The organism is Amycolatopsis keratiniphila (assembly GCF_000400635.2).
Classification (GTDB): domain Bacteria; phylum Actinomycetota; class Actinomycetes; order Mycobacteriales; family Pseudonocardiaceae; genus Amycolatopsis; species Amycolatopsis keratiniphila.
On the sequence record NC_021252.1, the window covers coordinates 5,715,606 to 5,735,712 of the forward strand.

At 69.5% G+C, this 20,107-nt stretch carries 17 protein-coding genes; 13 read left to right on the top strand and 4 right to left on the bottom strand.

The genetic code is table 11. From position 1 onward, the window contains the following. The first annotated feature begins 130 nt into the window (after window positions 1-130). The 3 genes from AORI_RS66700 to AORI_RS66710 all read left to right on the top strand — a co-directional run bounded on the left by AORI_RS66700 (window position 131) and on the right by AORI_RS66710 (window position 2,865). A complete protein-coding gene (locus AORI_RS66700) occupies window positions 131-553 on the top strand; it encodes a hypothetical protein (RefSeq protein ID WP_016335467.1) in 423 nt (140 codons plus the stop codon). 42 nt (window positions 554-595) lie between these two features. Then, a complete protein-coding gene (locus AORI_RS66705; protein WP_016335468.1) occupies window positions 596-1,366 on the top strand; it encodes an enoyl-CoA hydratase/isomerase family protein in 771 nt (256 codons plus the stop codon). An 89-nt stretch (window positions 1,367-1,455) separates the two neighbouring features. Then, entirely contained in the window at window positions 1,456-2,865 is a 1,410-nt protein-coding gene (locus AORI_RS66710; RefSeq protein WP_016335469.1) for a S28 family serine protease, read from the top strand. A 75-nt stretch (window positions 2,866-2,940) separates the two neighbouring features. Here AORI_RS66710 and uvrB read toward each other — a convergent pair whose 3' ends face one another. Next, complete coding sequence (uvrB, locus tag AORI_RS66715; RefSeq protein ID WP_016335470.1) at window positions 2,941-5,097, bottom strand: excinuclease ABC subunit UvrB; 2,157 nt, start codon at window positions 5,095-5,097, stop codon at window positions 2,941-2,943. A 51-nt stretch (window positions 5,098-5,148) separates the two neighbouring features. Beyond that, window positions 5,149-6,459 carry a DUF5685 family protein gene (locus AORI_RS66720; RefSeq protein ID WP_016335471.1) on the bottom strand — a complete coding sequence of 437 codons (1,311 nt, stop codon included), beginning with the start codon at window positions 6,457-6,459 and terminating at the stop codon, window positions 5,149-5,151. Window positions 6,460-6,602: 143 nt separating this feature from the next. Here AORI_RS66720 and AORI_RS66725 point away from each other — a divergent pair, with 143 nt between their 5' ends. The 3 genes from AORI_RS66725 (at window position 6,603) to AORI_RS66735 (ending at window position 10,383) form a co-directional block, all read left to right on the top strand. Further along, window positions 6,603-7,118, top strand: a complete 516-nt coding sequence (locus AORI_RS66725; protein ID WP_016335472.1) for a ribonuclease FAU-1 family protein — start codon at window positions 6,603-6,605, stop codon at window positions 7,116-7,118. Window positions 7,119-7,257: 139 nt separating this feature from the next. After that, window positions 7,258-8,772, top strand: a complete 1,515-nt coding sequence (locus AORI_RS66730) for an ArnT family glycosyltransferase (RefSeq protein WP_016335473.1) — start codon at window positions 7,258-7,260, stop codon at window positions 8,770-8,772. Between the two features lie 90 nt (window positions 8,773-8,862). Then, entirely contained in the window at window positions 8,863-10,383 is a 1,521-nt protein-coding gene (locus AORI_RS66735; protein ID WP_016335474.1) for an ArnT family glycosyltransferase, read from the top strand. A gap of 7 nt (window positions 10,384-10,390) precedes the next feature. Here the strand turns inward: AORI_RS66735 and coaE are convergent, their stop codons facing one another. Then, the gene (gene coaE, locus AORI_RS66740; protein WP_016335475.1) at window positions 10,391-11,575 is read right to left on the bottom strand and encodes a dephospho-CoA kinase; all 1,185 of its coding nucleotides are present in this window, start codon (window positions 11,573-11,575) and stop codon (window positions 10,391-10,393) included. 197 nt (window positions 11,576-11,772) lie between these two features. On the opposite strand from coaE, the gene AORI_RS66745 reads away from it, so the two are divergent. Further along, the gene (locus AORI_RS66745; protein ID WP_016335476.1) at window positions 11,773-11,997 is read left to right on the top strand and encodes a hypothetical protein; all 225 of its coding nucleotides are present in this window, start codon (window positions 11,773-11,775) and stop codon (window positions 11,995-11,997) included. Between the two features lie 153 nt (window positions 11,998-12,150). Here the strand turns inward: AORI_RS66745 and rpsA are convergent, their stop codons facing one another. After that, the gene (rpsA, locus tag AORI_RS66750; RefSeq protein WP_005159322.1) at window positions 12,151-13,650 is read right to left on the bottom strand and encodes a 30S ribosomal protein S1; all 1,500 of its coding nucleotides are present in this window, start codon (window positions 13,648-13,650) and stop codon (window positions 12,151-12,153) included. 305 nt (window positions 13,651-13,955) lie between these two features. Here rpsA and AORI_RS66755 point away from each other — a divergent pair, with 305 nt between their 5' ends. The 6 genes from AORI_RS66755 (at window position 13,956) to AORI_RS66780 (ending at window position 19,948) form a co-directional block, all read left to right on the top strand. After that, window positions 13,956-14,807 carry a class I SAM-dependent methyltransferase gene (locus AORI_RS66755; RefSeq protein ID WP_016335477.1) on the top strand — a complete coding sequence of 284 codons (852 nt, stop codon included), beginning with the start codon at window positions 13,956-13,958 and terminating at the stop codon, window positions 14,805-14,807. Next, window positions 14,804-15,706 carry a GNAT family N-acetyltransferase gene (locus AORI_RS66760; RefSeq protein WP_016335478.1) on the top strand — a complete coding sequence of 301 codons (903 nt, stop codon included), beginning with the start codon at window positions 14,804-14,806 and terminating at the stop codon, window positions 15,704-15,706. The genes AORI_RS66755 and AORI_RS66760 overlap by 4 nt, the downstream gene beginning before the upstream one ends. Window positions 15,707-15,737: 31 nt before the next feature. Further along, entirely contained in the window at window positions 15,738-16,667 is a 930-nt protein-coding gene (locus AORI_RS66765; RefSeq protein WP_016335479.1) for a GNAT family N-acetyltransferase, read from the top strand. A 139-nt stretch (window positions 16,668-16,806) separates the two neighbouring features. Continuing rightward, entirely contained in the window at window positions 16,807-17,481 is a 675-nt protein-coding gene (locus tag AORI_RS66770; RefSeq protein ID WP_016335480.1) for an ATP-binding cassette domain-containing protein, read from the top strand. Further along, window positions 17,478-19,373 (top strand): YhgE/Pip domain-containing protein, encoded by a 1,896-nt coding sequence (locus tag AORI_RS66775; protein ID WP_016335481.1) that lies wholly within the window; start codon window positions 17,478-17,480, stop codon window positions 19,371-19,373. Before AORI_RS66770 ends, AORI_RS66775 begins: the two co-directional genes overlap by 4 nt. Beyond that, window positions 19,370-19,948 carry a TetR/AcrR family transcriptional regulator gene (locus AORI_RS66780; RefSeq protein ID WP_016335482.1) on the top strand — a complete coding sequence of 193 codons (579 nt, stop codon included), beginning with the start codon at window positions 19,370-19,372 and terminating at the stop codon, window positions 19,946-19,948. Before AORI_RS66775 ends, AORI_RS66780 begins: the two co-directional genes overlap by 4 nt. The last annotated feature ends 159 nt before the right edge of the window (window positions 19,949-20,107 follow it).

Below are 20,107 nucleotides of genomic sequence, written 5' to 3' on the forward strand. Positions count from 1 at the left end.
CATGAGAACATCGGTTTTCCGATCATCGACTCATTGGGTGAAAAGTTCCCATTCGTCTTCGCCGGACCTCCGGGAAATCCTTATCTTCAGTGCGAAGGTGCCGACGCGAGAAGAAAGCGGGGACGTCACCATGACCCAGTCAGTCGAGACTCCGGTCCAAGAATTCTTTCTCGATTGGACCATGACCGCCGGCAAGGGCGGCCGGGTCGGATTCGCCGTCTCGGGTCAGGTGACGCTTCTCGACAACAATCGCTTCTACAAGATCGACGGGGTCCTCTACATCTCCGAGGGCAGCGCCTACTGCCGTGAGATCGGCAACCCGCACCTGTTCGTCCGCCGCAACGGCGTCGAGGAGAGCGGCAGGCAGTGGGGCTGGGAGACCATCTGCAACCGCAAGTCGTGCAGCAGGCTGTGCTCGATGGACGCCTACTTCGTCCGCACCGGCTACTGGGCGCCCGCCGACCGCGCCATCCAGCTCAGCATCGGCGCCGAAACCGGCTGGAACCGCAAACGGTCCTTCAGCCCGACGGTCACCGTGCGCCTCAAGGATTAGCGGTCCACTGTAGATCCTCGACGGCTCGGGTACGGTCGGCCCATGGCCACCTCCTCGATCCGCGTGGACGACGAAGGCGGGATAGCCGTCGTCACCCTGCAGCACGGCAAGGCGAACACCCTCGACACGGAGTTCTGCCAGGAACTGATCGTCCGGCTCGAAGACGTACAGGTCGGCGGCCATCGCGGTGTCGTGCTGACCGGTACCGGCGGCATCTTCTCCGCGGGCGTCGACCTGCGCCGGGTGCACGACGGCGGCCCGGGATATCTCGAGGACTTCCTGCCCGCGCTGTCGGACGCGTTCCTCTCGGTGTTCGGCTTCCCCGGTCCGGTGATCGCGGCCGTCAACGGTCACGCGATCGCCGGCGGGGCGGTGCTCGCCGCCGCGTGCGACCGCCGTGTCCTCGCCGACGGACCCGGCCGGATCGGGATCACCGAACTGCTCGTCGGCGTGCCGTTCCCGTTGGCGGCGCTGGAGATCCTGCGCTCCGGGTTCGGCGCCGACATCCTGGCCGAACTCGCGTTCCTCGGCGAGACCCACCTTCCGGCGGACGCGCTCCGGCTCGGCCTGGTGAACGAGGTGACCGCGCCCGGGAACGTGGTCGAGCGCGCGGTGGAGGTGGCCAGGAAACTCGCCGAGATCCCGGCGGCCGCGTACGCGCACACGAAGGCACAGCTGCACCGGCCGTTCCACGAGCGGATCGCCGAACACCGCACCGGCGACGACGCCCACGTCCTCGAACTGTGGAGCTCCCCCGAAGCCCGAGCGGCCATCAAGGCCTACGTCGACAAGGTGCTGCGCGGCCAAGGCTGAATCCGGGCTCGACCGGATAGGCGATTGCCCACCGGCGGGGACTCTGTGAGTATCCGACCGCTCAACAGGTCCCGATGGGGAGGGCATGGATGCGGAAGCTCACGGCCGCGTGGTCGGTTCTGGCGACCACCGTTCTCGCACTGGCCGGGCTGACCCCGGCCGCGCAGGCGGCACCCGACGACATCAAGGAGGCGCTCGGGCGGATCCCCGGGCTGACCGTCGTCTCGGAGAACCCGGCGCCGACCGGCTACCGGTTCTTCAAACTCACCTACACCCAGCCCGTCGACCACCGCAGGCCCGGCGGCGGCACCTTCCAGCAGCGGTTCACGTTGCTGCACAAGGAATTCCGCTCGCCGACCGTGGTGTACACGAGCGGGTACAACGTGTCCGCATCGCCCAACCGCTCGGAGCCGACACAGATCGTCGACGGCAACCAGCTGTCGATGGAATACCGCTTCTTCACCCCGTCCCGACCGGACCGGCCGAACTGGGGCAAGCAGCTGACGATCTGGCAGGCCGCCGCCGATCAGCACCGCGCCGTGGAGGCGTTCAAGCGGCTCTACCCGGGCAAGTGGCTGGCGACCGGCGGCAGCAAGGGCGGCATGACGGCGACCTACTTCCGTAGGTTTTTCCCGGACGACGTCGACGCGACGATCCCTTACGTCGCGCCCAACGACGTCATCAACTCGCACGATCGCTACAACGCCTTCCTGGCGAACGTCGGCAACGATCCGGCCTGCCGTTCGGCACTGAAGGCGATCCAGCGTGACGTGCTGACCCGGCGCTCCGAGTTCGCGGCGCTCGCCGCCGCCGACGCGGCCAAGAACGGCTTCACGTTCAAGACCGTCGGCTCGGCCGACGTGTCACTGGAGATCTCGGTGATCGACTCGTACTTCGCCTTCTGGCAATACCAGAGGCAGTCGGATTGCGCGACGATCCCGAAGGAGGGCGCCCCGGCGGCCGAGGTCTACGCCTGGTTCGAACGCGTCGAGAGCCTCAACACCTACTCCGACCAGAACCTCGAGGTCTACGTCCCGTACTACTTCCAGGCGGCCTACCAGCTCGGCGCCCCCGAGTCCTACGAGGGCTATCTCCGGGATCTGCTGCGTTACCCGGGAGCCAACGTGTCGCGGACGTTCGTGCCGAAGTCGGTCGACATCCCGCGGTTCGACCATCTGGCGATGCCGGACATCGACTTCTGGGTGAAGTCGCGGGGGACGCGGCTGATGTTCGTCAACGGCGAGAACGACCCGTGGAGTGCGGAGCCGTTCAAACTCGGCTTCGGCACGAAGGACTCCTACAGCTACACGGTGCCGGGCGGGAATCACGGCGCCCGGATCTCGCAGCTTCCCGCCGAGCAGGCGGCCGAAGCGACGAACACCGTGCGGCGGTGGGCCGGTCTGCCTCCGGTCTCGCCGGGTGTCAGCACGCGTTCGGCGCCCGCCGGTTTCCCGGACTTCGACGCCGACCTGACCATGCTGGAACGCCGTCGCCTCTGACCCCCTCACGCGTTTCGTCCTCTGAATGCGGTACTTGCACACGCAAGGATCGCGTCCAGAGGACGAAACGCGGGGTCACTTGATGCCGGCCGCGTCCATTCCCCGGAGCTCCTTCTTGAGGTCCGCGACTTCGTCACGCAGCCGGGCCGCCAGTTCGAACTGCAGGTCGCGCGCGGCCTGCATCATCTGGTCGGTCATCTGCTGGATGAGGTCGGCCAGCTCGGCGCGCGGCATCCCGGCGACGTCCTTGTCCGCGAGCATCCCGGAGCTGCGGACGCGGTCGCCCTGCTCGGGCTTCTTGCCGCGCGAGGAGTTCCGGCCCGAACCGCCGACGGCGACGGACTCCGTGTCCTCGGCCTCGCTGTACACGCGGTCCAGGATGTCGGCGATCTTCTTCCGCAGCGGCTGCGGATCGACGCCCCGCTCCTCGTTGTAGGCGACCTGCTTGGCGCGGCGGCGATCGGTCTCGTCGATGGCGTGCTGCATCGAGTCCGTGATCTTGTCCGCGTACATGTGCACCTCGCCCGACACGTTTCGCGCCGCGCGGCCGATCGTCTGGATCAGCGACGTGCCACTGCGGAGGAAGCCCTCCTTGTCGGCGTCGAGGATCGCGACCAGCGACACTTCGGGCAGGTCGAGACCCTCACGGAGCAGGTTGATGCCGACCAGTACGTCGAAATCGCCCGCGCGCAGCTGCCGCAGCAGCTCGACCCGGCGCAGCGTGTCCACCTCGGAGTGCAGGTACCGCACCCGGATGCCCAGCTCCAGCAGGTAGTCGGTGAGGTCCTCGGCCATCTTCTTGGTGAGCGTGGTGACCAAGACGCGCTCATCCTTCTCGGCCCGCTCGCGGATCTCGTGCACCAGGTCGTCGATCTGGCCCTCGGTGGGCTTCACGACGACCTTCGGGTCGACCAGGCCGGTGGGCCGGATGACCTGCTCGACGAACTCGCCGCCCGCCTGCCCCATCTCGTACGGCCCCGGCGTCGCCGACAGATACACCGTCTGCCCGATCCGGTCGCTGAACTCCTCCCAGGTCAGCGGCCGGTTGTCGACCGCGCTGGGCAGCCGGAAGCCGAAGTCGACCAGGTTCCGCTTCCGCGACATGTCACCCTCGAACATGCCGCCGATCTGCGGGACGGTCTGGTGCGACTCGTCGATGACCAGCAGGAAGTCGTCCGGGAAGTAGTCGATGAGCGTGGCGGGCGCCGACCCGGCGGCCCGGCCGTCGATATGCCGCGAGTAGTTCTCGATGCCGGAGCAGAACCCGACCTGGCGCATCATCTCGATGTCGTACGCGGTGCGCATCCGCAGCCGCTGCGCCTCGAGCAGCTTGCCCTGCTTCTCCAGCTCGGCCAGCCGCTCCTCCAGCTCGGCCTCGATGCCGCGGATGGCCTTCTCCATCCGCTCCGGGCCCGCGACGTAGTGCGTGGCCGGGAAGATGCGGACCTCGTCGACCTCTTTCACGATGTCGCCGGTGAGCGGGTGCAGGTAGTACAGCTTCTCGATCTCGTCGCCGAAGAACTCGACGCGGATCGCCAGCTCCTCGTACGCCGGGATGATCTCGACCGTGTCGCCGCGGGCGCGGAAGGTGCCGCGCGCGAAGGCGATGTCGTTGCGGGTGTACTGCACGTCCACCAGCGCGCGGAGGAAGACGTCGCGGTCGAGCTGCTCGCCGACCTTCAGCTTCGTCGACCGGTCGAGGTACGACTGCGGTGTGCCGAGGCCGTAGATGCACGAGACACTCGCGACCACGATGACGTCCCGCCGGGACAGCAGGTTCATCGTCGCCGAGTGCCGCAGCCGCTCGACGTCGTCGTTGATCGACGAGTCCTTCTCGATGTAGGTGTCCGTCTGCGCGATGTACGCCTCGGGCTGGTAGTAGTCGTAGTAACTGACGAAGTATTCGACCGCGTTGTGCGGGAACAGCTCCCTCAGCTCGTTCGCCAGCTGCGCGGCGAGCGTCTTGTTCGGCGCCATGACCAGCGTCGGGCGCTGGACGCGCTCGATCAGCCAAGCCGTCGTCGCCGACTTGCCGGTACCCGTGGCACCGAGCAGCACGACGTCCTTCTCGCCGGCGTTGATCCGGCGTTCGAGCTCGTCGATGGCCGCCGGCTGGTCACCGGCGGGCTTGTACTCGCTGACCACCTCGAACCGGCCGCCGGTCCGGGGGATGTCCGTGACGGGGCGGAAGTCCGACTGGGCGAGCACGGGGTGTTCGGATGCGAAAGCCACGGTAACCAGAGTAGGCGCTGGGTCCGACAGTTTCCGTTTCGCCTGGTCGGATCAGCAGGAACAGTCACAACAGTTACAGCAGTCACAACCGTCACAGTTGTTGCACCAGGCCTCGTGCGGCTTCCCGCTCCACGCCCCCGGGAAGGGGTCGCGGCAGCAGAACTGGCACGAACAGCACATGTAGGCGGCCACGGCGCAGCCGAAGAAGAAATCCCTCGGCTTCGGCGGCACCCGGAACTTCGGCGTCCAGCAGCAGCCACCCTGGCCGTCCGTGGGCGCGCCGCCGTGCTTCCGCTTCTTCTTCGGCGGCTCCTGCGGCGGGCCTCCACTGCCGGGCGCGCCCTGCGGCGGGACAGGCCCCGGTGGCGGCGCCTGGTGTCCCCCCTGCGGGTAGGGCTGCTGAGGGTAGGGCTGTTGCTGATACGGCTGATGAGGATGCTGTTGCGGCCGAGGTCCGGGCCCGATCCAGCCCGGCGGCGGCTGCTGGGGGCCGTGCCCGTGACCGGTGAGGTTGTGCCCGAAGGAACGTCGCACCGCCTGCCGCAATTCGTGCACCAGCAGCGCGTGGACGAGCTTCGGCTGGTCGAACTTCACTTCGCGGAGGGCGAGCTCGACACCGAGCACGGCGTCGTCGCACAGCCGCCGCGCCTCGGCGAGGTCGGTGCCGGTGGCCGTCAGCGGGTTCCACGCCCCGGCGGCCTCGTCCTCAGCGAGGTCCTCGACGGCGTCGAGCAGGTGAGCCGCCCTGCCGAACAGGCGCCCTGCCTCGGCCAGCGGCGCGGCGTTCTCCGGACGGCCAGCGATGACCGCGGTGTGCGCGAACGCGGCCGCCGTCGCCAGCTCGGCCGGTTCGGTGGCGAGCACGGCCGAATCACCCAGGTGGAGGGCTCGTTCGATCTCGCCCTGCCGGTCGACGGCCTCGGTCAGGACCGCCGTGTCGAAGCCGATCCGGGTGCCCGTGCGGCTCCCCTGGTCCGCCCAACGCGTCGCGACCCGCCTCGCGGCGAGAGCGACGGAACGCCGCGCGAAAGCGCCGTCCCGGTCTTCGACGTGGTCGCTGATCTTGGCCGACGCCAGCACCAGGGAGACCGCCGCCGCGAGCTGGGCACCGCCGCCCTTCGCGACCGACGTTCCCTTCATCGCCCGAAGCGGGCAAGGGCCGGCGTCACGCCGTCCCTCCGCGCGAGGAGACTGGGCTTCGACGAGTGCCGAGATGATCAGGCCGTCGTAGTTCGTCACCATTCGGGCGAGATGTCCGTGTTCGTCGCGCAGCGCCAGGCAAAGACCGCAGAGATGGGCGAGCCAGTCCGCGTGCAGACCAGCGGAAAGCCGATGGCGGCACGGCCTGATGATCCCGAACATACGTCGACTCCCCACTCACCCCTATGGCGGAACCAGCGCACCTTATCCGGCCGGGCGGCGCCGCTCCCGCGGAACCGCGAAACCGTGATCGTCCACCCGGTTGGGCGGTGTTCGCGGGCGTCGGCTCCTTCCAAGATGGGCGCATGACCGCGCTGCATCCGCCGAAGGTCGAGTACTTCGACCCGGCCGCGAAGACCAACACCGACCCCAAGGGCGTCGTGAGGGACGTCGAGGAATACCGCGAAGAGCCCTTCGGCCTCTACATGGCGCGGCCGACGCCGGGGCGGGCGCAGTTCCACTATCTCGAGTCCTGGCTGTTGCCCGATCTCGGCCTGCGGATCACCGACTTCTGGTTCAACCCCGGCCACGAACGCGATCAGGACTTCTACCTCGACGTCGTCGACATCCGCCGCGAGGACGGCGTCTGGGTGGCCACCGATCTCTATCTCGATCTCGTCCTGAGGGACAAGAAGTCCGTCCAGGTGATCGACACCGACGAACTCCTCGCCGCGGTCGTCGCCGGGCTGGTCTCCCCCGCCGACGGCGAACACGCGCTCGACGTCAGTCACACGACCGTCGACGGACTGGCCTCCCACGGGCACGACCTGCGCGGCTGGCTGTCCACAAAGGACATCGCCCTCGGCTGGCGACGGCACTGAGCCACCGGCATCCATCGTTCGGTTGATCTTCGCTCATCCTTTGGGAGAGACGGATTCCGACCGGCCGATGGATACCCGGCAGAGCACTCTTGCAGGACTCTCGATCACGGAGTAACCGATCGAGAGGGGGCGGATACCCGTGGTCATCGAGGCCGAGGGACTCCGGGAACGCGCGGAGGCCACGCCGTTCGCGAGAGCACCGGTGCTGGCGATCGCCGGCGCGATGGGGGCGGTTCTCGCGGCGACGGCGGGCCGCTACGGCTATTTCGGCGACGAACTGTACTTTCTGGCGGCGGGTCGGCATCTGGACTGGGGGTATGCCGACCAGCCACCGCTGTTGCCGCTCCTGGCCCGGCTGATGGACGGATTGGGCGCCGATTCGCCGTTCGTCCTGCGGATCCCGGCGATGCTGGCGATGGTCGCCGGCGTCGTGCTGACCGCGCTCATCGCCAGGGAACTGGGCGGCGGCCGCAAAGCGCAGACGATCGCCGCGGCGGCCTTCGCGGTGTCCCTCCAGATGCTGGGCAGCGGGCACTACCTGGCGACCAGCACGATCGACCCGTTCCTGTGGACGCTGCTGAGCTGGCTGCTCGTCCGGTGGACGCGGACCCGTGCGGACGGGCTGCTCGTCTGGAGCGGCGTGGTCACCGGATTCGCGCTGAACACGAAGTTCCTCATCGGGGGCTTCTGGCTCGTCGCGCTGATCGCCGCGGTGGTGTCCGGGCCCCGCGACCTCGTCCGCCGTCCGGCGTTGTGGTGCGGCGCGCTGATCGCCGCCGCGATGATCGCGCCCACGCTCGTCTGGCAGGCCGCGAACGGGTGGCCCCAGCTGACCATGGGCGCGGCGATCTCCCAAGAGGTCTCGGCAGGCTGGGGCGGACGGGCCACGTTCGTCCCGACTCTGGTGCTCAGCGCCGGGGTCCCGGTGGGGATGGCCCTGGTCGGCTATGGGCTGTGGCGGCTGCTGCGGTCCGAACGCCTGCGGCCGTACCGTTTCCTCGGCTGGACCGCGCTCGGCGTCCTCGCCCTGTTCCTGCTGGCGAACGGGCGCTACTACTACGCGGCGGGGATGTTCGCCCCGCTGTTCGCGGCCGCGGCGGTGGAGATCGAAGCGGGTCAGGCGTCGAAGTACTGGCGCTGGGTCGCCACCTGGCCGGTATACGTCGTGGCCGCGCTGGTCGCGATCCCGCAAGCGCTCCCGGTCCTCCCGCGGGCGGAGCTGGCGAGTGCCCCGGAGTGGGCCCGGCCGGTGTTCGCCGTCGAGGAGATCGGCTGGCGGGAGATCACGGAGTCGGTGGCGCGGGCGTACCGGACCGCGCCCGATCCGGCCCGGACCGGGATCGTGGCGGCGAAGTACTGGCAGGCGAGCGCGATCGACCACTACGGACCGGAGCTCGGGCTCCCGTCGCCGTCTAGCCCCAACCGCGGCTACGCGACGCTGCCGAGGCCGCCGGAATCGGCACGGGACGTCCTGTTCGTCGGGAACGACCCTTCGGGGCTTGTGCCGTACTTCACGCGGATCCAAGAGGTCGGTGCGCTCGACAACCGGGCCGGGATCACGAACACGAGTCAGGGCATGAAGATCTGGCTGGCCACCGGCCGGAACGGGAGCTGGGACACGGTATGGCCGAAGCTCACGGACTGGGGGTTCTGATGCTCCGGCGGTCCTCTCACGACCGACGCGCCACGCCGGTGGCACGTAAGGTGCGAGAGGACCGGCACCCGAGGGATCTGCGAGGAATGGATGGAAGCCGCCCCCGCGGCCGAAACACCGACCGTGTCCAGTGCGGCGTTCGCCCGGCTCCCGGTGGGGCTGCTCGCCGCCGCGGCCGCGGCGGTCCTGCTGGCGACGGCGTGGCGCTACGGCTACTTCGGCGACGAGCTGTACTTCCTCTCCGCGGGCAAGCGGCTGGCCTGGGGTTACGCGGATCAGCCGCCGGTGCTCCCGTTCCTGGCGCTGGCGATGGACACGCTCGCGCCGGGCAACGTCTTCGTGTTCCGCCTGCCCGCCGTCCTCGCGACGGCCGCCGGTGTCGTGTTCACCGGGCTCATCGCCTACGAGATGGGCGGGGACCGCCGGGCGCAGACCCGCGCCGCCGCCGCGTACGCGATCTGCGGGCAGTTCCTCGGCAGCGGGCACTACCTGGCCACCTCGACGATCGATCCGGCGCTGTGGACGCTCATCGCCTGGCTGCTCGTCCGGTGGATGCGGAAGCGTGACGACAACCTGTTGCTGTGGCTGGGTGTGGCGACCGCCGTCGCGCTGAACGTCAAGCTCCTCATCGCGACGTTCTGGGTCGCGGCCGGGATCGCGATCCTGCTCTTCGGGCCCCGGGATCTGTTGCGCAGGCCCAAACTCTGGGCGGGCGCGGGGATCGCCGCGCTGTCGATGGTGCCGACGCTGTGGTGGCAGGCCGCGAACGGCTGGCCGCAGCTGGAGATGGGCGACGTCATCGCCCACGAGACCACCGGCGGCTGGAGCGGGCGCGCCGGGTTCCTGCCCGCCCTGCTGACCGGGGCAGGGCTCGGCATCGGTGTCGTCGGTGTCCTCTATGGACTGTGGGTGCTGTCGTTCTCGTCCAGGCTGCGGGCCTACCGGTTCCTCGGCTGGACGACCGTCGGCGTGATCGCGCTGTTCATCCTGTCCAACGGCCGGTACTACTACGCGGCGGGCATGTTCGGTGTCCTGTGGGCGGGCGCGGCGGTCCACTTCGGACAGTTGAAGCCGTCACCGTGGTTCCGCTGGATCCCGACCTGGCCGGTGTTCCTGCTTTCCGCGCTGTACACCCTCCCGTACGCGCTGCCGGTGTGGCCGTCCGCCTGGCTCGCGGAAGGCCGGGACGTACCGCGCCCGGCGTACGCGCTGGAGGAGATCGGCTGGCCGGACCTCGCCCGTTCGGTCGCCGACGCCTATCACCGGCTCCCGCCGGCTCAGCGGGAGCGCACCACCCTCGTCACGGCGGGCTACTGGCAGGCCGGAGCGCTGGACCGGTACGGCGCCGGCTACGGGCTGCCCGCCGTGTACAGCCCGAGCCGCGGGTTCTGGTACTTCGGGCATCCACCCGAGACCGCGGACAGCGTCCTGTTCGTCGGGCCGGATCCGGCGCGGCTGCTGCGTTCGTTCACCGATGCCCGGATCGTCTCCCGCGTGGACAACGAGGCCGGCGTGCGCAACGTGAGCCGCGGGATGCCGATCTGGCTGGTCACCGGTCACACCGAAACCTGGGCGTCGGCGTGGCCCGCGCTCCGGGAATTCCGGGTATGACCTGCGCTTACGGGGTCCAGCCGGTCGATTCCGCCCAGGCGTCGGCACGGGTGAAGGCGGCGTCGACCCAGACCTGCTTCTCGTCGGTGTACTGCTCGACAGTCCCGTCGCCGGCGTGTTTCGCGGCCATGGCGGTCTTGACCGCCGCGTAGGCGTCGCGTTCGTCGGGGTTCTGTCGCAGCCATTCCGGGAACAGCAGCGCGAGCCGCCAGGCCGGGGTCTCCTGCGAGCGGACGTGCAGGTTGACCGGACGGCGAGGGTCGCCGCCGAAGTGGAACCGCTTGGGCCAGGTGCCCTCTTCGCCGTGCGCGTCGTCGTACCACTCCCCTTCCGCCCGCGGGAACCCCGCGTCGGAGAGCGCTTCCGCCAGCTCGTCGGCCTTGTCCAAAGTGGACACCGTCAGCTGGAGATCGAGGATGTCCTTGGCCGGCAGCCCCGGCACGGACGTCGAGCCGATGTGATCGATCCGCACGGCGTTGTCGCCTGCCACCACGCGGATCCGCGCGAGCGCCCGCTCGGCCTGCACGGGCCACGTCTCGTCGTACGGCGCGATCTTCGGCGACATCGGCGCCCGCGGCTTGCGGAGCCGCACGTTCGCCTCGAACGGGGTCAGCCGGTCAGCCCACAGCGCGTCGACCTCGGCGAGCACGATGTCGGGCGCTCCGCTGTTGTCGAACCACACGTCGGCCACCGCCCGGCGCTGATCGGTGGTGGCCTGCGCCTTGATCCTGGCGCGGGCGTCCGGTTCGGCCATGCCGCGGGCCTCGACCAGGCGGCGGACCCGGACCTCCTCCGGCGCGTCGACCATGACGACGAGGTGGTACATCGGCGCCAGCCCGCCTTCGACCAGCAGCGGGATGTCGTGGACGATGATCGCGTCCGGCGCGGCGGCCGCCATCAGCTCGGCCGTCCTGGCGCCGACCCTGGGATGGACGATCGAGTTCAGCCGCTTGCGTGAGTCCTCGTCGGCGAACGCCTTCGCGGCGAGCGCGGCCCGATCGAGGGCGCCTCCGGGGCCCAGGATGTCTTCCCCGAAAGCCTCGACCAGCTCGGCGAGCCCCGGCGTCCCCGGCTCGACGACCTCCCTGGCGATCTTGTCGGAGTCGATGAGGACGGCGCCGTGCTCGGAAAGCCGGTTCGCCACCGTCGATTTTCCGGCGCCGATCCCGCCGGTCAGGCCCACACGCAGCATGTCGATCAGCCTAGTGGCGCCACCTGGGGTGACCGCGCAGGGTCACGAGATGTACGCAACCGGCACAGACGGATGCAAAAGGCAAGTTCATAGTGACGCGAGACTCAACCTTTATGGGTGACACGCCGCGCGGTTACGCCGCATCAGGCGCCTGATTGCGTACCGTGCGCGGCGAAGGTAGCCCACACGGAGGAAAGATGGCAGACGGCAAGCACGTCGGAAGGCACCGGCTCGGAACGCCGGGCCTGGTGCACTGTGTCCTCCATCGTCCCGTGGCCGAGGCCCTCGCCGAATATCGGCGCACGTGGCTGAGCGCGCTCCTGGTCCCGGCCAAGCACAGCTTCGCCGGACTCCGCCGCAAGGCCCGCGCCGCTGCGCTCGAACGCGTCTGGGTGCCGGCCGTCCGGCCCGCCACCTCCTGACGCTCTTCCCTCCCCTACCGCATCCAGTCCTCTGGATGCGGTAGTTGCGCGTGCAAGGAACGCATTCAGAGGACTAAATGCGGGCAAAAGACAGCGGCCCCGGTCCGTGTGGACCGGGGCCGCTGTCTGTCAGCTACTGGCTGAGCGCCTGGATCACGCGCCGCCCGACAGCTTCTCGCGGAGAGCCGCGAGCTGCTCGTCGCTGGCGAGCGTGCCGCCGCTCTTGGCCTCGGCCGGAGCGGAGGTGTAGCTCTGCTCGCCCGAGTCGCCGGAGGTGACACCGGTCGCGGCGTCGGCCGCGGCTTCCGCGTCGGCCTCGGCGGCCTTGACGACCTGCTTCATGTGAGCCTCGTAGCGGGTGTGAGCCTCGGCGTACTGACGCTCCCACTCCTCACGCTGCTTGTCGAAGCCTTCCTGCCACTCCTGGGTGTCCGGGTCGAAGCCTTCGGGGTAGATGTAGTTGCCCTCGGCGTCGTACTCGGCGGCCATGCCGTACTGAGTCGGGTCGAACTCGGTCTCCGGCGTGACACCCTCGTTCGCCTGCTTCAGCGACAGCGAGATGCGACGACGCTCGAGGTCGATGTCGATGACCTTGACCATCACGTCGCCGTTGACCTGGACGACCTGCTCCGGGATCTCCACGTGGCGCTCGGCCAGCTCGGAGATGTGCACCAGGCCCTCGATGCCCTCCTCGACGCGCACGAACGCACCGAACGGGACGAGCTTGGTGACCTTGCCCGGCACGATCTGGCCGATCGCGTGGGTGCGGGCGAACTGACGCCACGGGTCTTCCTGGGTCGCCTTCAGCGACAGCGAGACGCGCTCGCGGTCCATGTCGACGTCCAGAACCTCGACCGTGACCTCCTGGCCGACCTCGACGACCTCGGACGGGTGGTCGATGTGCTTCCAGGACAGCTCGGAGACGTGCACCAGGCCGTCGACGCCACCCAGGTCCACGAAGGCACCGAAGTTGACGATGGACGACACGACGCCCTTGCGGACCTGGCCCTTGGCGAGCGCGTTGAGGAACTCGCTGCGCACCTCGGACTGGGTCTGCTCCAGGTAGGCGCGGCGGGACAGGACCACGTTGTTGCGGTTCTTGTCCAGCTCGATGATCTTCGCCTCGAGCTCGCGGCCGACGTACGGCTGCAGGTCGCGCACGCGGCGCATCTCGACCAGCGACGCGGGCAGGAAGCCGCGGAGGCCGATGTCCAGGATGAGGCCGCCCTTGACGACCTCGATGACGGTGCCCTTGACGGGCTCGTCCTTCTCCTTGAGCTCCTCGATCGTGCCCCAGGCGCGCTCGTACTGCGCACGCTTCTTGGACAGGATCAGACGGCCTTCCTTGTCCTCCTTCTGGAGAACCAGGGCTTCGACCTCATCGCCGACGGTGACAACCTCAGCCGGGTCGACATCGTGCTTGATGGAGAGCTCGCGCGAGGGGATGACACCCTCGGTCTTGTAGCCGATGTCGAGCAAGACCTCATCGCGATCGACCTTGACGATGGTTCCTTCGACGATGTCGCCATCGTTGAAGTACTTGATCGTCTTGTCGATCGCAGCGAGGAAGTCTTCCTCCGACCCGATGTCGTTGATAGCGACCTGCTGGGGCCCGGCGGGGGCGGTCGGGGCGGTGGCGGTGTCGGTCGTCATTAGGCGGGTTGCTCCGGTGGATGGGAAGTAGTGGGTTTGCAGTTAGGGCACCATGGGCTCTTCCGACATGAGGCGACCACATAAGCAAACGTCCACAGGGAACGACCGCGAGCATCACCGCATCCGGTACGCGACCCCCTGACCCGGACGCTGAGCGAACCGGGGGAAAGAGTAGCGCGAACCCACTGCGCTAACAGATATCCTACGCGGCCCCCTGTACACGGCACAATCAGGGTCGCCCCCACGATCACGGCGGGCGGATAAGCTGTGCCGCGAAGCCCTGACCTGGGGAAAGGATATCGGTTTTGAGCCAGCAGTCCGTCGCCGAGCCCGATCGGCACGCACAGGCCGAGGAGCGGCTCGGCACCGCGGGGGTCGCCTACCGGGCGGTCTCGGCGCCGGAAGCGACCGCCGCGAACCTGGCCTGGTGGGACGCCGACGCCGACGACTACCAGGCGACCCACGGCGGGTTCCTCGGCGACGCGGACTTCGTCTGGTGCCCCGAGGGCGTCCGCGAGGCCGATGTCGCGCTTCTGGGTGAAGTCGCCGGCAAGCGGATCCTCGAGGTCGGCTGCGGGCAGGCGGCCTGCTCGCGCTGGCTCGCCGCGCAGGGCGCCGAGGCGGTGGCGACCGATCTGTCGGCGGGCATGCTGCGGCACGCGAGGGAGGGCAACGAGCGGACCGGCACCCCCGTCCCGCTCGTGCAGGCGACGGCGGAGTCGCTCCCGTTCGCCGACGCGAGCTTCGACGCCGCCTGTTCGGCTTTCGGCGCGGTGCCGTTCGTGGCGTCGGTGGACGTCGTGTTCGCCGAAGTGCGCCGGGTGCTCCGGCCGGGTGCCCGCTGGGTGTTCTCCGTGACCCACCCGATGCGCTGGATCTTCCCCGACGATCCCGGACCTCAGGGCCTCACCGTCACCCAGCCGTACTTCGACCGCACGCCGTACGTCGAGGTCGACGAAGAGGGCGTCGCGACGTACGTCGAGTATCACCGCACCCTCGGCGACTACGTCCGCGCGCTCTCCGACGCTGGCTTCGCGCTCACGGATCTCATCGAGCCCGCTTGGCCGGAGGGTCACACCCGCACCTGGGGCCAGTGGAGCCCGTTGCGCGGCAAGCTCTTCCCCGGCACCGCGATCTTCTGCACCCAGCGGGGATGACCCCGGCGGCGGAACGGCAGCGGGCGCGGTTCGCCGCGCTCGACCCGTTGCTTCCGCCGCCACCCCCGCTCCCGCCGGGCGAACCCCTCGAAGCGGGCGGCGCGACAGGGACGATCACGCACGTGCGGTTCGCGGCGGGATCCTGGCAACGGCTCTGGAGCCCCGCGCATCTGCAGATCCTGTCCGCCGTCCTCCCGCTCGACGCCGTCGCGGGCATGAGCGCGCTGCTGTCCGCCTGGCGCGAGCGGATCGCGCTCGCCGACGCCGAACCCGATTCGTCGTGCACGGTCACCTGGCCCAGCCGTGACGTCGCCGTCTCGCGGGCGCTGCTGGACCACGGGCTCGCGCCGCAACTGGCGCTGGCCGTCCGCGCGCCCGCGGCGGGGGAAGCGCATTCCGTCCCCGGCGTGACCGTCCGCGAGTCGACGCGGGGCGACCTGGAGGAGATCGTCGGCCTCCGGTTCGAGGAACTCCGCTACACCTCGCTCGTCGGCCACGGTGTCGTCCGTCCCGGCGCCAAGGCCTTGCTGGCGGAAGAGGTCCGGCGAGGCCTGCAGTTCGGCGGCCGGGTCTGGATCGCCGAGGAGGAAGGGCTCACGGTCGGGATGGTGACCGGCGGAAAGCGCTCCCCCATCCCCGGCGACGCGCTCGCCGGGCGCCTGCCACCGGGCGAATGGGGTTACGTCGGAACGCTCGCCGTCACCGCGGCCGCGCGGGGACGCGGGATCGGGCGCGCGCTGACCGCCGTCGTGCACGACGAGCTGTTCTCGCCGTCGCTGCGCGGTACCTTCGTCTCGTACAATCCGGCGAATCCGCTGTCCCCGGTGTTCTGGCACCGGCAGGGTTATCGTCCTCTGTGGACGACGTGGGCGGCCGCCCCGGCCGCGGCCCTTCGGTAGCGGTGCCCGGCGCGTCGACCCTGGGGACGGGATGGAAATCGAGAAGACCTTGTTCGACGCGCACCGCGCCCGGTTCGCGTCGATCGACAGGCTCCTGCCCGAAGCGGCGCCGCCCCCGGTCGTCGGCGAACGCGTGGACGCGGCCACCGCGGCGGGCGTCCAGGTCACCGGAGTGGTGCAGCGCCAGCTGCACGGCCCGGACGACGTCCCCCTGCTGTGGTCGGCCGCCGACGTGCGCCAGCTCTTCCCGTTCACCGGGGACACCGGCACCGAGGGCATGGACGTGCTGCTGCGCGCGTGGCGGACGTGGATGGACGCCGAATCCCCCGGCGAGGACTCGTCCTGCGTGGTCAACTGGCCGAGCCGGGACGCCGAGGCGATCCGCGCCTTCCTCGACCACGGGCTGGTGCCGATGTCCGCGCTCGCCGTGCGCACCGGAAGCCACCGGGACTCCCCGGCCGCCGAAGGTGTGGCCGTCCGCCGTGCGCGACGCGAAGACTTCGACACCGTGCTCGCGATGGCCGTGTCGACCCACGACTACATCGGCCAGGTCGCCACCCGGCACCGCCCGAACACGGCCGAACTGCTCGCCCCGGCACTGGAACGCGCGCTCGACAAGGACGTCCCCCTGCTGTGGCTGGCCGAACGGGACGCCCGCATCGCGGCGTTCGCGCACGGCGCGTGGATCACCTCGTCGCCGGGGTCGGCCGAGGCCGAACTGCTCCCCCACGGCCGCTGGGGTTACGTCAACAACGTCGTCACCGTGCCCGGCCTGCGCGGGAACGGGCTCGGCCGCACACTGATGTCGGTGGTGCACAAGGAGTTCGCCGCCGACGGCGCGGACGGCACCTACCTCTACTACAACCCGACCAACCCGCTCTCCTCGGTGTTCTGGCACCGGCAGGGTTATCGTCCACTGTGGACGTCCTGGGAGGTCCATCCGGCTTCGGCCCTGCGCTAGTCGTCCGGTTTGCGGAGGTTTCGTCACTCTTGTGTGTGACGTGAGCCCCCCAAGGTTGTGCGCCTCCCAGGTCAGGGCTAACTTTTGAACTGACCAGTCAGTTTAAAAGTTCCGCGAGTCACCGACCTGGGAGTTCTTCGTGCGGGTTCAAGCCGACAGGGTGTCCGTGACCGGACCCCACGGCACGTTGCTGTCGCCTACTTCGCTCACCGTTTCGGGCGGTGAGCTGGCGATCGTGCACGGCGAGCCGGGGGTCGGCGTCACCGCCTTCGGGCTGGCGCTGGCAGGCAGGCTGAAGCCCGCCACCGGGACGGTGACCGTCGAGGGCGGTGACCCGCGCAAGGTCGTGGCGATCGTCGACTCCCCCGGGGTGAGCGAGCCGGACGGCGCGTTGTCGCTGCAAGTCGTCGTCGGGGAGGAACTCGAACTGGCGAAGCGCCCGGCGAACAAGGCCGCCGTCGCGAGCTGGCTGGCCGAACACGGCGCCGCCGCCTTCGCCACCACCCGCTTCGAGAATATCGAACCGGTGACGCGCACCCGGCTGCTCACCGCGCTCGCCGCGGGCCGCGAGGGCGTCGGTGTCCTCGTGCTCGACACCCCGGACAGGCACACCAGCGACGTCGACAGCTGGGCGCGGCTCGCCCGCGAGCACGCCGAGCGCGGCCTCGCCGTGATCGTGCTGACCGCCACCACCCCGGTTTCGGCCCTGCCGGAGAAGCCCGCCCGCTGCGGCGCTCTCGAGCAGCCCGACCCCGTGCGCTGCGCGCCGGTCGAAACCGCTGAGATCGAAGAGACTTCAGGAGACCAGGAATGAATCCCGTCCGGATCGCCGCCAACGAGCTGCGCCGGCTGAGCAGTGGCACCCTGCCGAAGCTCGCCATGGCCGCGCTCGTCCTGGTGCCGCTGCTCTACGCGTCCTTCTACCTCTACGCGAACTACGACCCGTACTCGCGCCTGGACAAGCTGCCCGCCGCGGTCTTCACCTCCGACATCGGCGCGAAGGACTCGGCCGGCGTGGAGCGCAACGTCGGCCGTGAGGTCACCGACGAGCTGGTCAAATCCGGCACGTTCCAGTGGCACGAGGTGTCCCAGGACGAGGCCGCGAAGGGCGTCCGCGACGACAAGTACTCGTTCGCGATCGGCATCCCGCGCGACTTCTCCACGGCGCTGCTGTCCTCGGGCAACTTCCAGCCCCAGCAGGCGACGATCACGCTGACCACCAACGACGCGAACAACTATCTGTCCGGGACCATCGCGAAACAGGTGGCCGAGCAGGTGCGCAAGACGATCGCGGAGAAGGTCGGCAGCGAGGCGGCGGACAAGTTCCTGGTCGGCTTCTCCACGATCTACGGCAAGATCCAGGAGGCCTCGACGGGTGCTTCGCAGCTCGCCGACGGCGCGGGCAAGCTCAAGACCGGACAGCAGCAGCTGGCCGACGGCGCCAATCAGCTCGCCTCCGGCAGCTCGCAGCTGGCGACCGGGCTCGGCACGCTGAAATCCAGTACCGCCCAGCTCCCCGCCCAGACCCAGAAGCTCGCCGACGGCGCCGGTCAGGTCGCCGACGGGAACCAGAAGGTCGCCGACGCCGCCTCGCTCGCGGCGACGGCCTCCGGGGACATCCAGGCCAAACTCGACGGCTACCGCACCCAGCTCGCGCAGGACCTGCGTGCCGCCGAAGTCCCCGAGGCGAAAGTGCAGGAGATCCTGAGCCGCCTCGACACCCTCCGGTCGCCGGTCGACCAGGCGAACACGAAGATCCAGGGCGCGAACAGCCAGCTCGCCCAGCTCGCGTCCGGCGCCCGCCAGGTGTCCGACGGCGCGCACCAGCTGGCCTCGGCCACCCCGCAGCTCACCAGCGGCATCGCGCAGGCGGCCGACGCCTCCGTGCAGATCCGCGACGGCGCCGCGAAGCTGAACGACGGCGAGAAGACCGCGGTCAACGGCACGAACCAGCTCGCCGACGGCGCGGTGCAGCTGCGCGACGGGCTCGCGGCCGGGCTCAAGGAGATCCCGAACCCGGACGACCCCACCAGGGCGGCGACCGCCAACACCATCGCGGACCCGGTGGCGGTCAACTCCTCCGGCGTCGCCTCGGCCGGGACCTACGGCGCGGGTCTGGCCCCGTTCTTCATCTCGCTCGCGACCTGGATCGGCGCGTTCGTCCTGTTCCTGTTGCTGCGCCCGCTCTCGACCCGCGCGCTGACCGCCGGCGCGTCGCCGTTCAAGGTCGCGCTCGGCGGCTGGCTGTCCTCGGCGCTGCTCGGGATCGCGCAGGTGATCGTGCTGTTCGGCGCGGTGACCTGGCTGGTCGGCATCGACGTCGCGCATCCGCTCGGCGCGATCGGGTTCGCGGTGCTGGTGTCGCTGACGTTCACCTCGGTGGTGCACGCGCTCAACGCGTTCTTCGGCGCCGTCGGGAAGTTCCTCGGCCTGGTTCTGCTGGTGCTCCAGCTGGTGAGCGCGGGCGGCACGTTCCCGTGGCAGACCATCCCGGACGCGTTGTACCCGCTGCACATCGTGCTGCCGATGGGTTACGCGATCGACGGGTTCCGGCACCTGCTCTACAGTGGCGCCTCGATGGAGATCCTCGGTGACATCGGTGTCCTTCTCGCTTATCTCGTCGGCGGGATCCTGGTCTCGACGCTGGCCGCGCGGAAACGGCGCACCTGGACGGTTTCGGCGCTGAAACCCGAGCTGGCGTTGTGAGCCCCCGGGGCGAGGCGACGAAGCAGAAGCTGTTCGAAGCGACGCTGCGGCTGTCCGCCAGCCGCGGCCTCGTGGGGCTGACGGTGGACGACATCGCGGCCGAGGCGAAGGTCGCGAAGGGCACCGTCTACTACAACTTCGGCAGCAAGGACGGTCTTGTCGACGCACTGCTGCGCTACGGCGTCGGCGTGCTCGCGGACCGGCTGCGCACGGCGACCGGCGACGGCGACCCGATGGACGTGATCGAGTCGCAAGTGGACGGTGCGCTGGAGTTCATCGCCGAATACCCCGGTTTCTCGCAGATCCTGGTGAGCGAGATGTGGCGCACGCCCGGCACCTGGCACGAGACGTTGACGCTGCTGCGCGAGGAGATCATTTCGATCGTGCGCGAACAACTCCACCGGCTGGACGCCGCCGGGCGGCTGCCCGACGGCGTGCAGATCCAGACCGCCGCGGCGGGGTTGTTCGGCACGATGCTGGTGGTCGCGCTCGACTGGCAGGTGTTCCAGCCGAAACGGACCAGGGCCGATGTGCGGGAATCGGTGATGGTGCTGATCCGGGGCCTCGGGCGTTAGCTGAAGGACGCCCCCGGCCGGATACGGGGAGCGGCGCTTCGGGTTAGGTCCGTGAAGGCCTCCTTGAGGGACTCTGGGTCCCTCAAGGAGGCCTTCACGGACTCGCGAATCGCCACACTCGACCCAGGTACACCGGCAGCCACAGCCATCACAGGTGTC

What these genes read in the sequence shown, in the direction of transcription:
- AORI_RS66700 (WP_016335467.1), top strand. Translation starts at nt 131, where the DNA reads ATGACCCAGTCAGTCGAGACTCCGGTCCAAGAATTCTTTCTCGATTGG.
- AORI_RS66705 (WP_016335468.1), top strand. Translation starts at nt 596, where the DNA reads ATGGCCACCTCCTCGATCCGCGTGGACGACGAAGGCGGGATAGCCGTC.
- AORI_RS66710 (WP_016335469.1), top strand. Translation starts at nt 1,456, where the DNA reads ATGCGGAAGCTCACGGCCGCGTGGTCGGTTCTGGCGACCACCGTTCTC.
- AORI_RS66720 (WP_016335471.1), bottom strand. Translation starts at nt 6,459, where the DNA reads ATGTTCGGGATCATCAGGCCGTGCCGCCATCGGCTTTCCGCTGGTCTG.
- AORI_RS66725 (WP_016335472.1), top strand. Translation starts at nt 6,603, where the DNA reads ATGACCGCGCTGCATCCGCCGAAGGTCGAGTACTTCGACCCGGCCGCG.
- AORI_RS66735 (WP_016335474.1), top strand. Translation starts at nt 8,863, where the DNA reads ATGGAAGCCGCCCCCGCGGCCGAAACACCGACCGTGTCCAGTGCGGCG.
- coaE (WP_016335475.1), bottom strand. Translation starts at nt 11,575, where the DNA reads ATGCTGCGTGTGGGCCTGACCGGCGGGATCGGCGCCGGAAAATCGACG.
- AORI_RS66745 (WP_016335476.1), top strand. Translation starts at nt 11,773, where the DNA reads ATGGCAGACGGCAAGCACGTCGGAAGGCACCGGCTCGGAACGCCGGGC.
- rpsA (WP_005159322.1), bottom strand. Translation starts at nt 13,650, where the DNA reads ATGACGACCGACACCGCCACCGCCCCGACCGCCCCCGCCGGGCCCCAG.
- AORI_RS66760 (WP_016335478.1), top strand. Translation starts at nt 14,804, where the DNA reads ATGACCCCGGCGGCGGAACGGCAGCGGGCGCGGTTCGCCGCGCTCGAC.
- AORI_RS66765 (WP_016335479.1), top strand. Translation starts at nt 15,738, where the DNA reads ATGGAAATCGAGAAGACCTTGTTCGACGCGCACCGCGCCCGGTTCGCG.
- AORI_RS66775 (WP_016335481.1), top strand. Translation starts at nt 17,478, where the DNA reads ATGAATCCCGTCCGGATCGCCGCCAACGAGCTGCGCCGGCTGAGCAGT.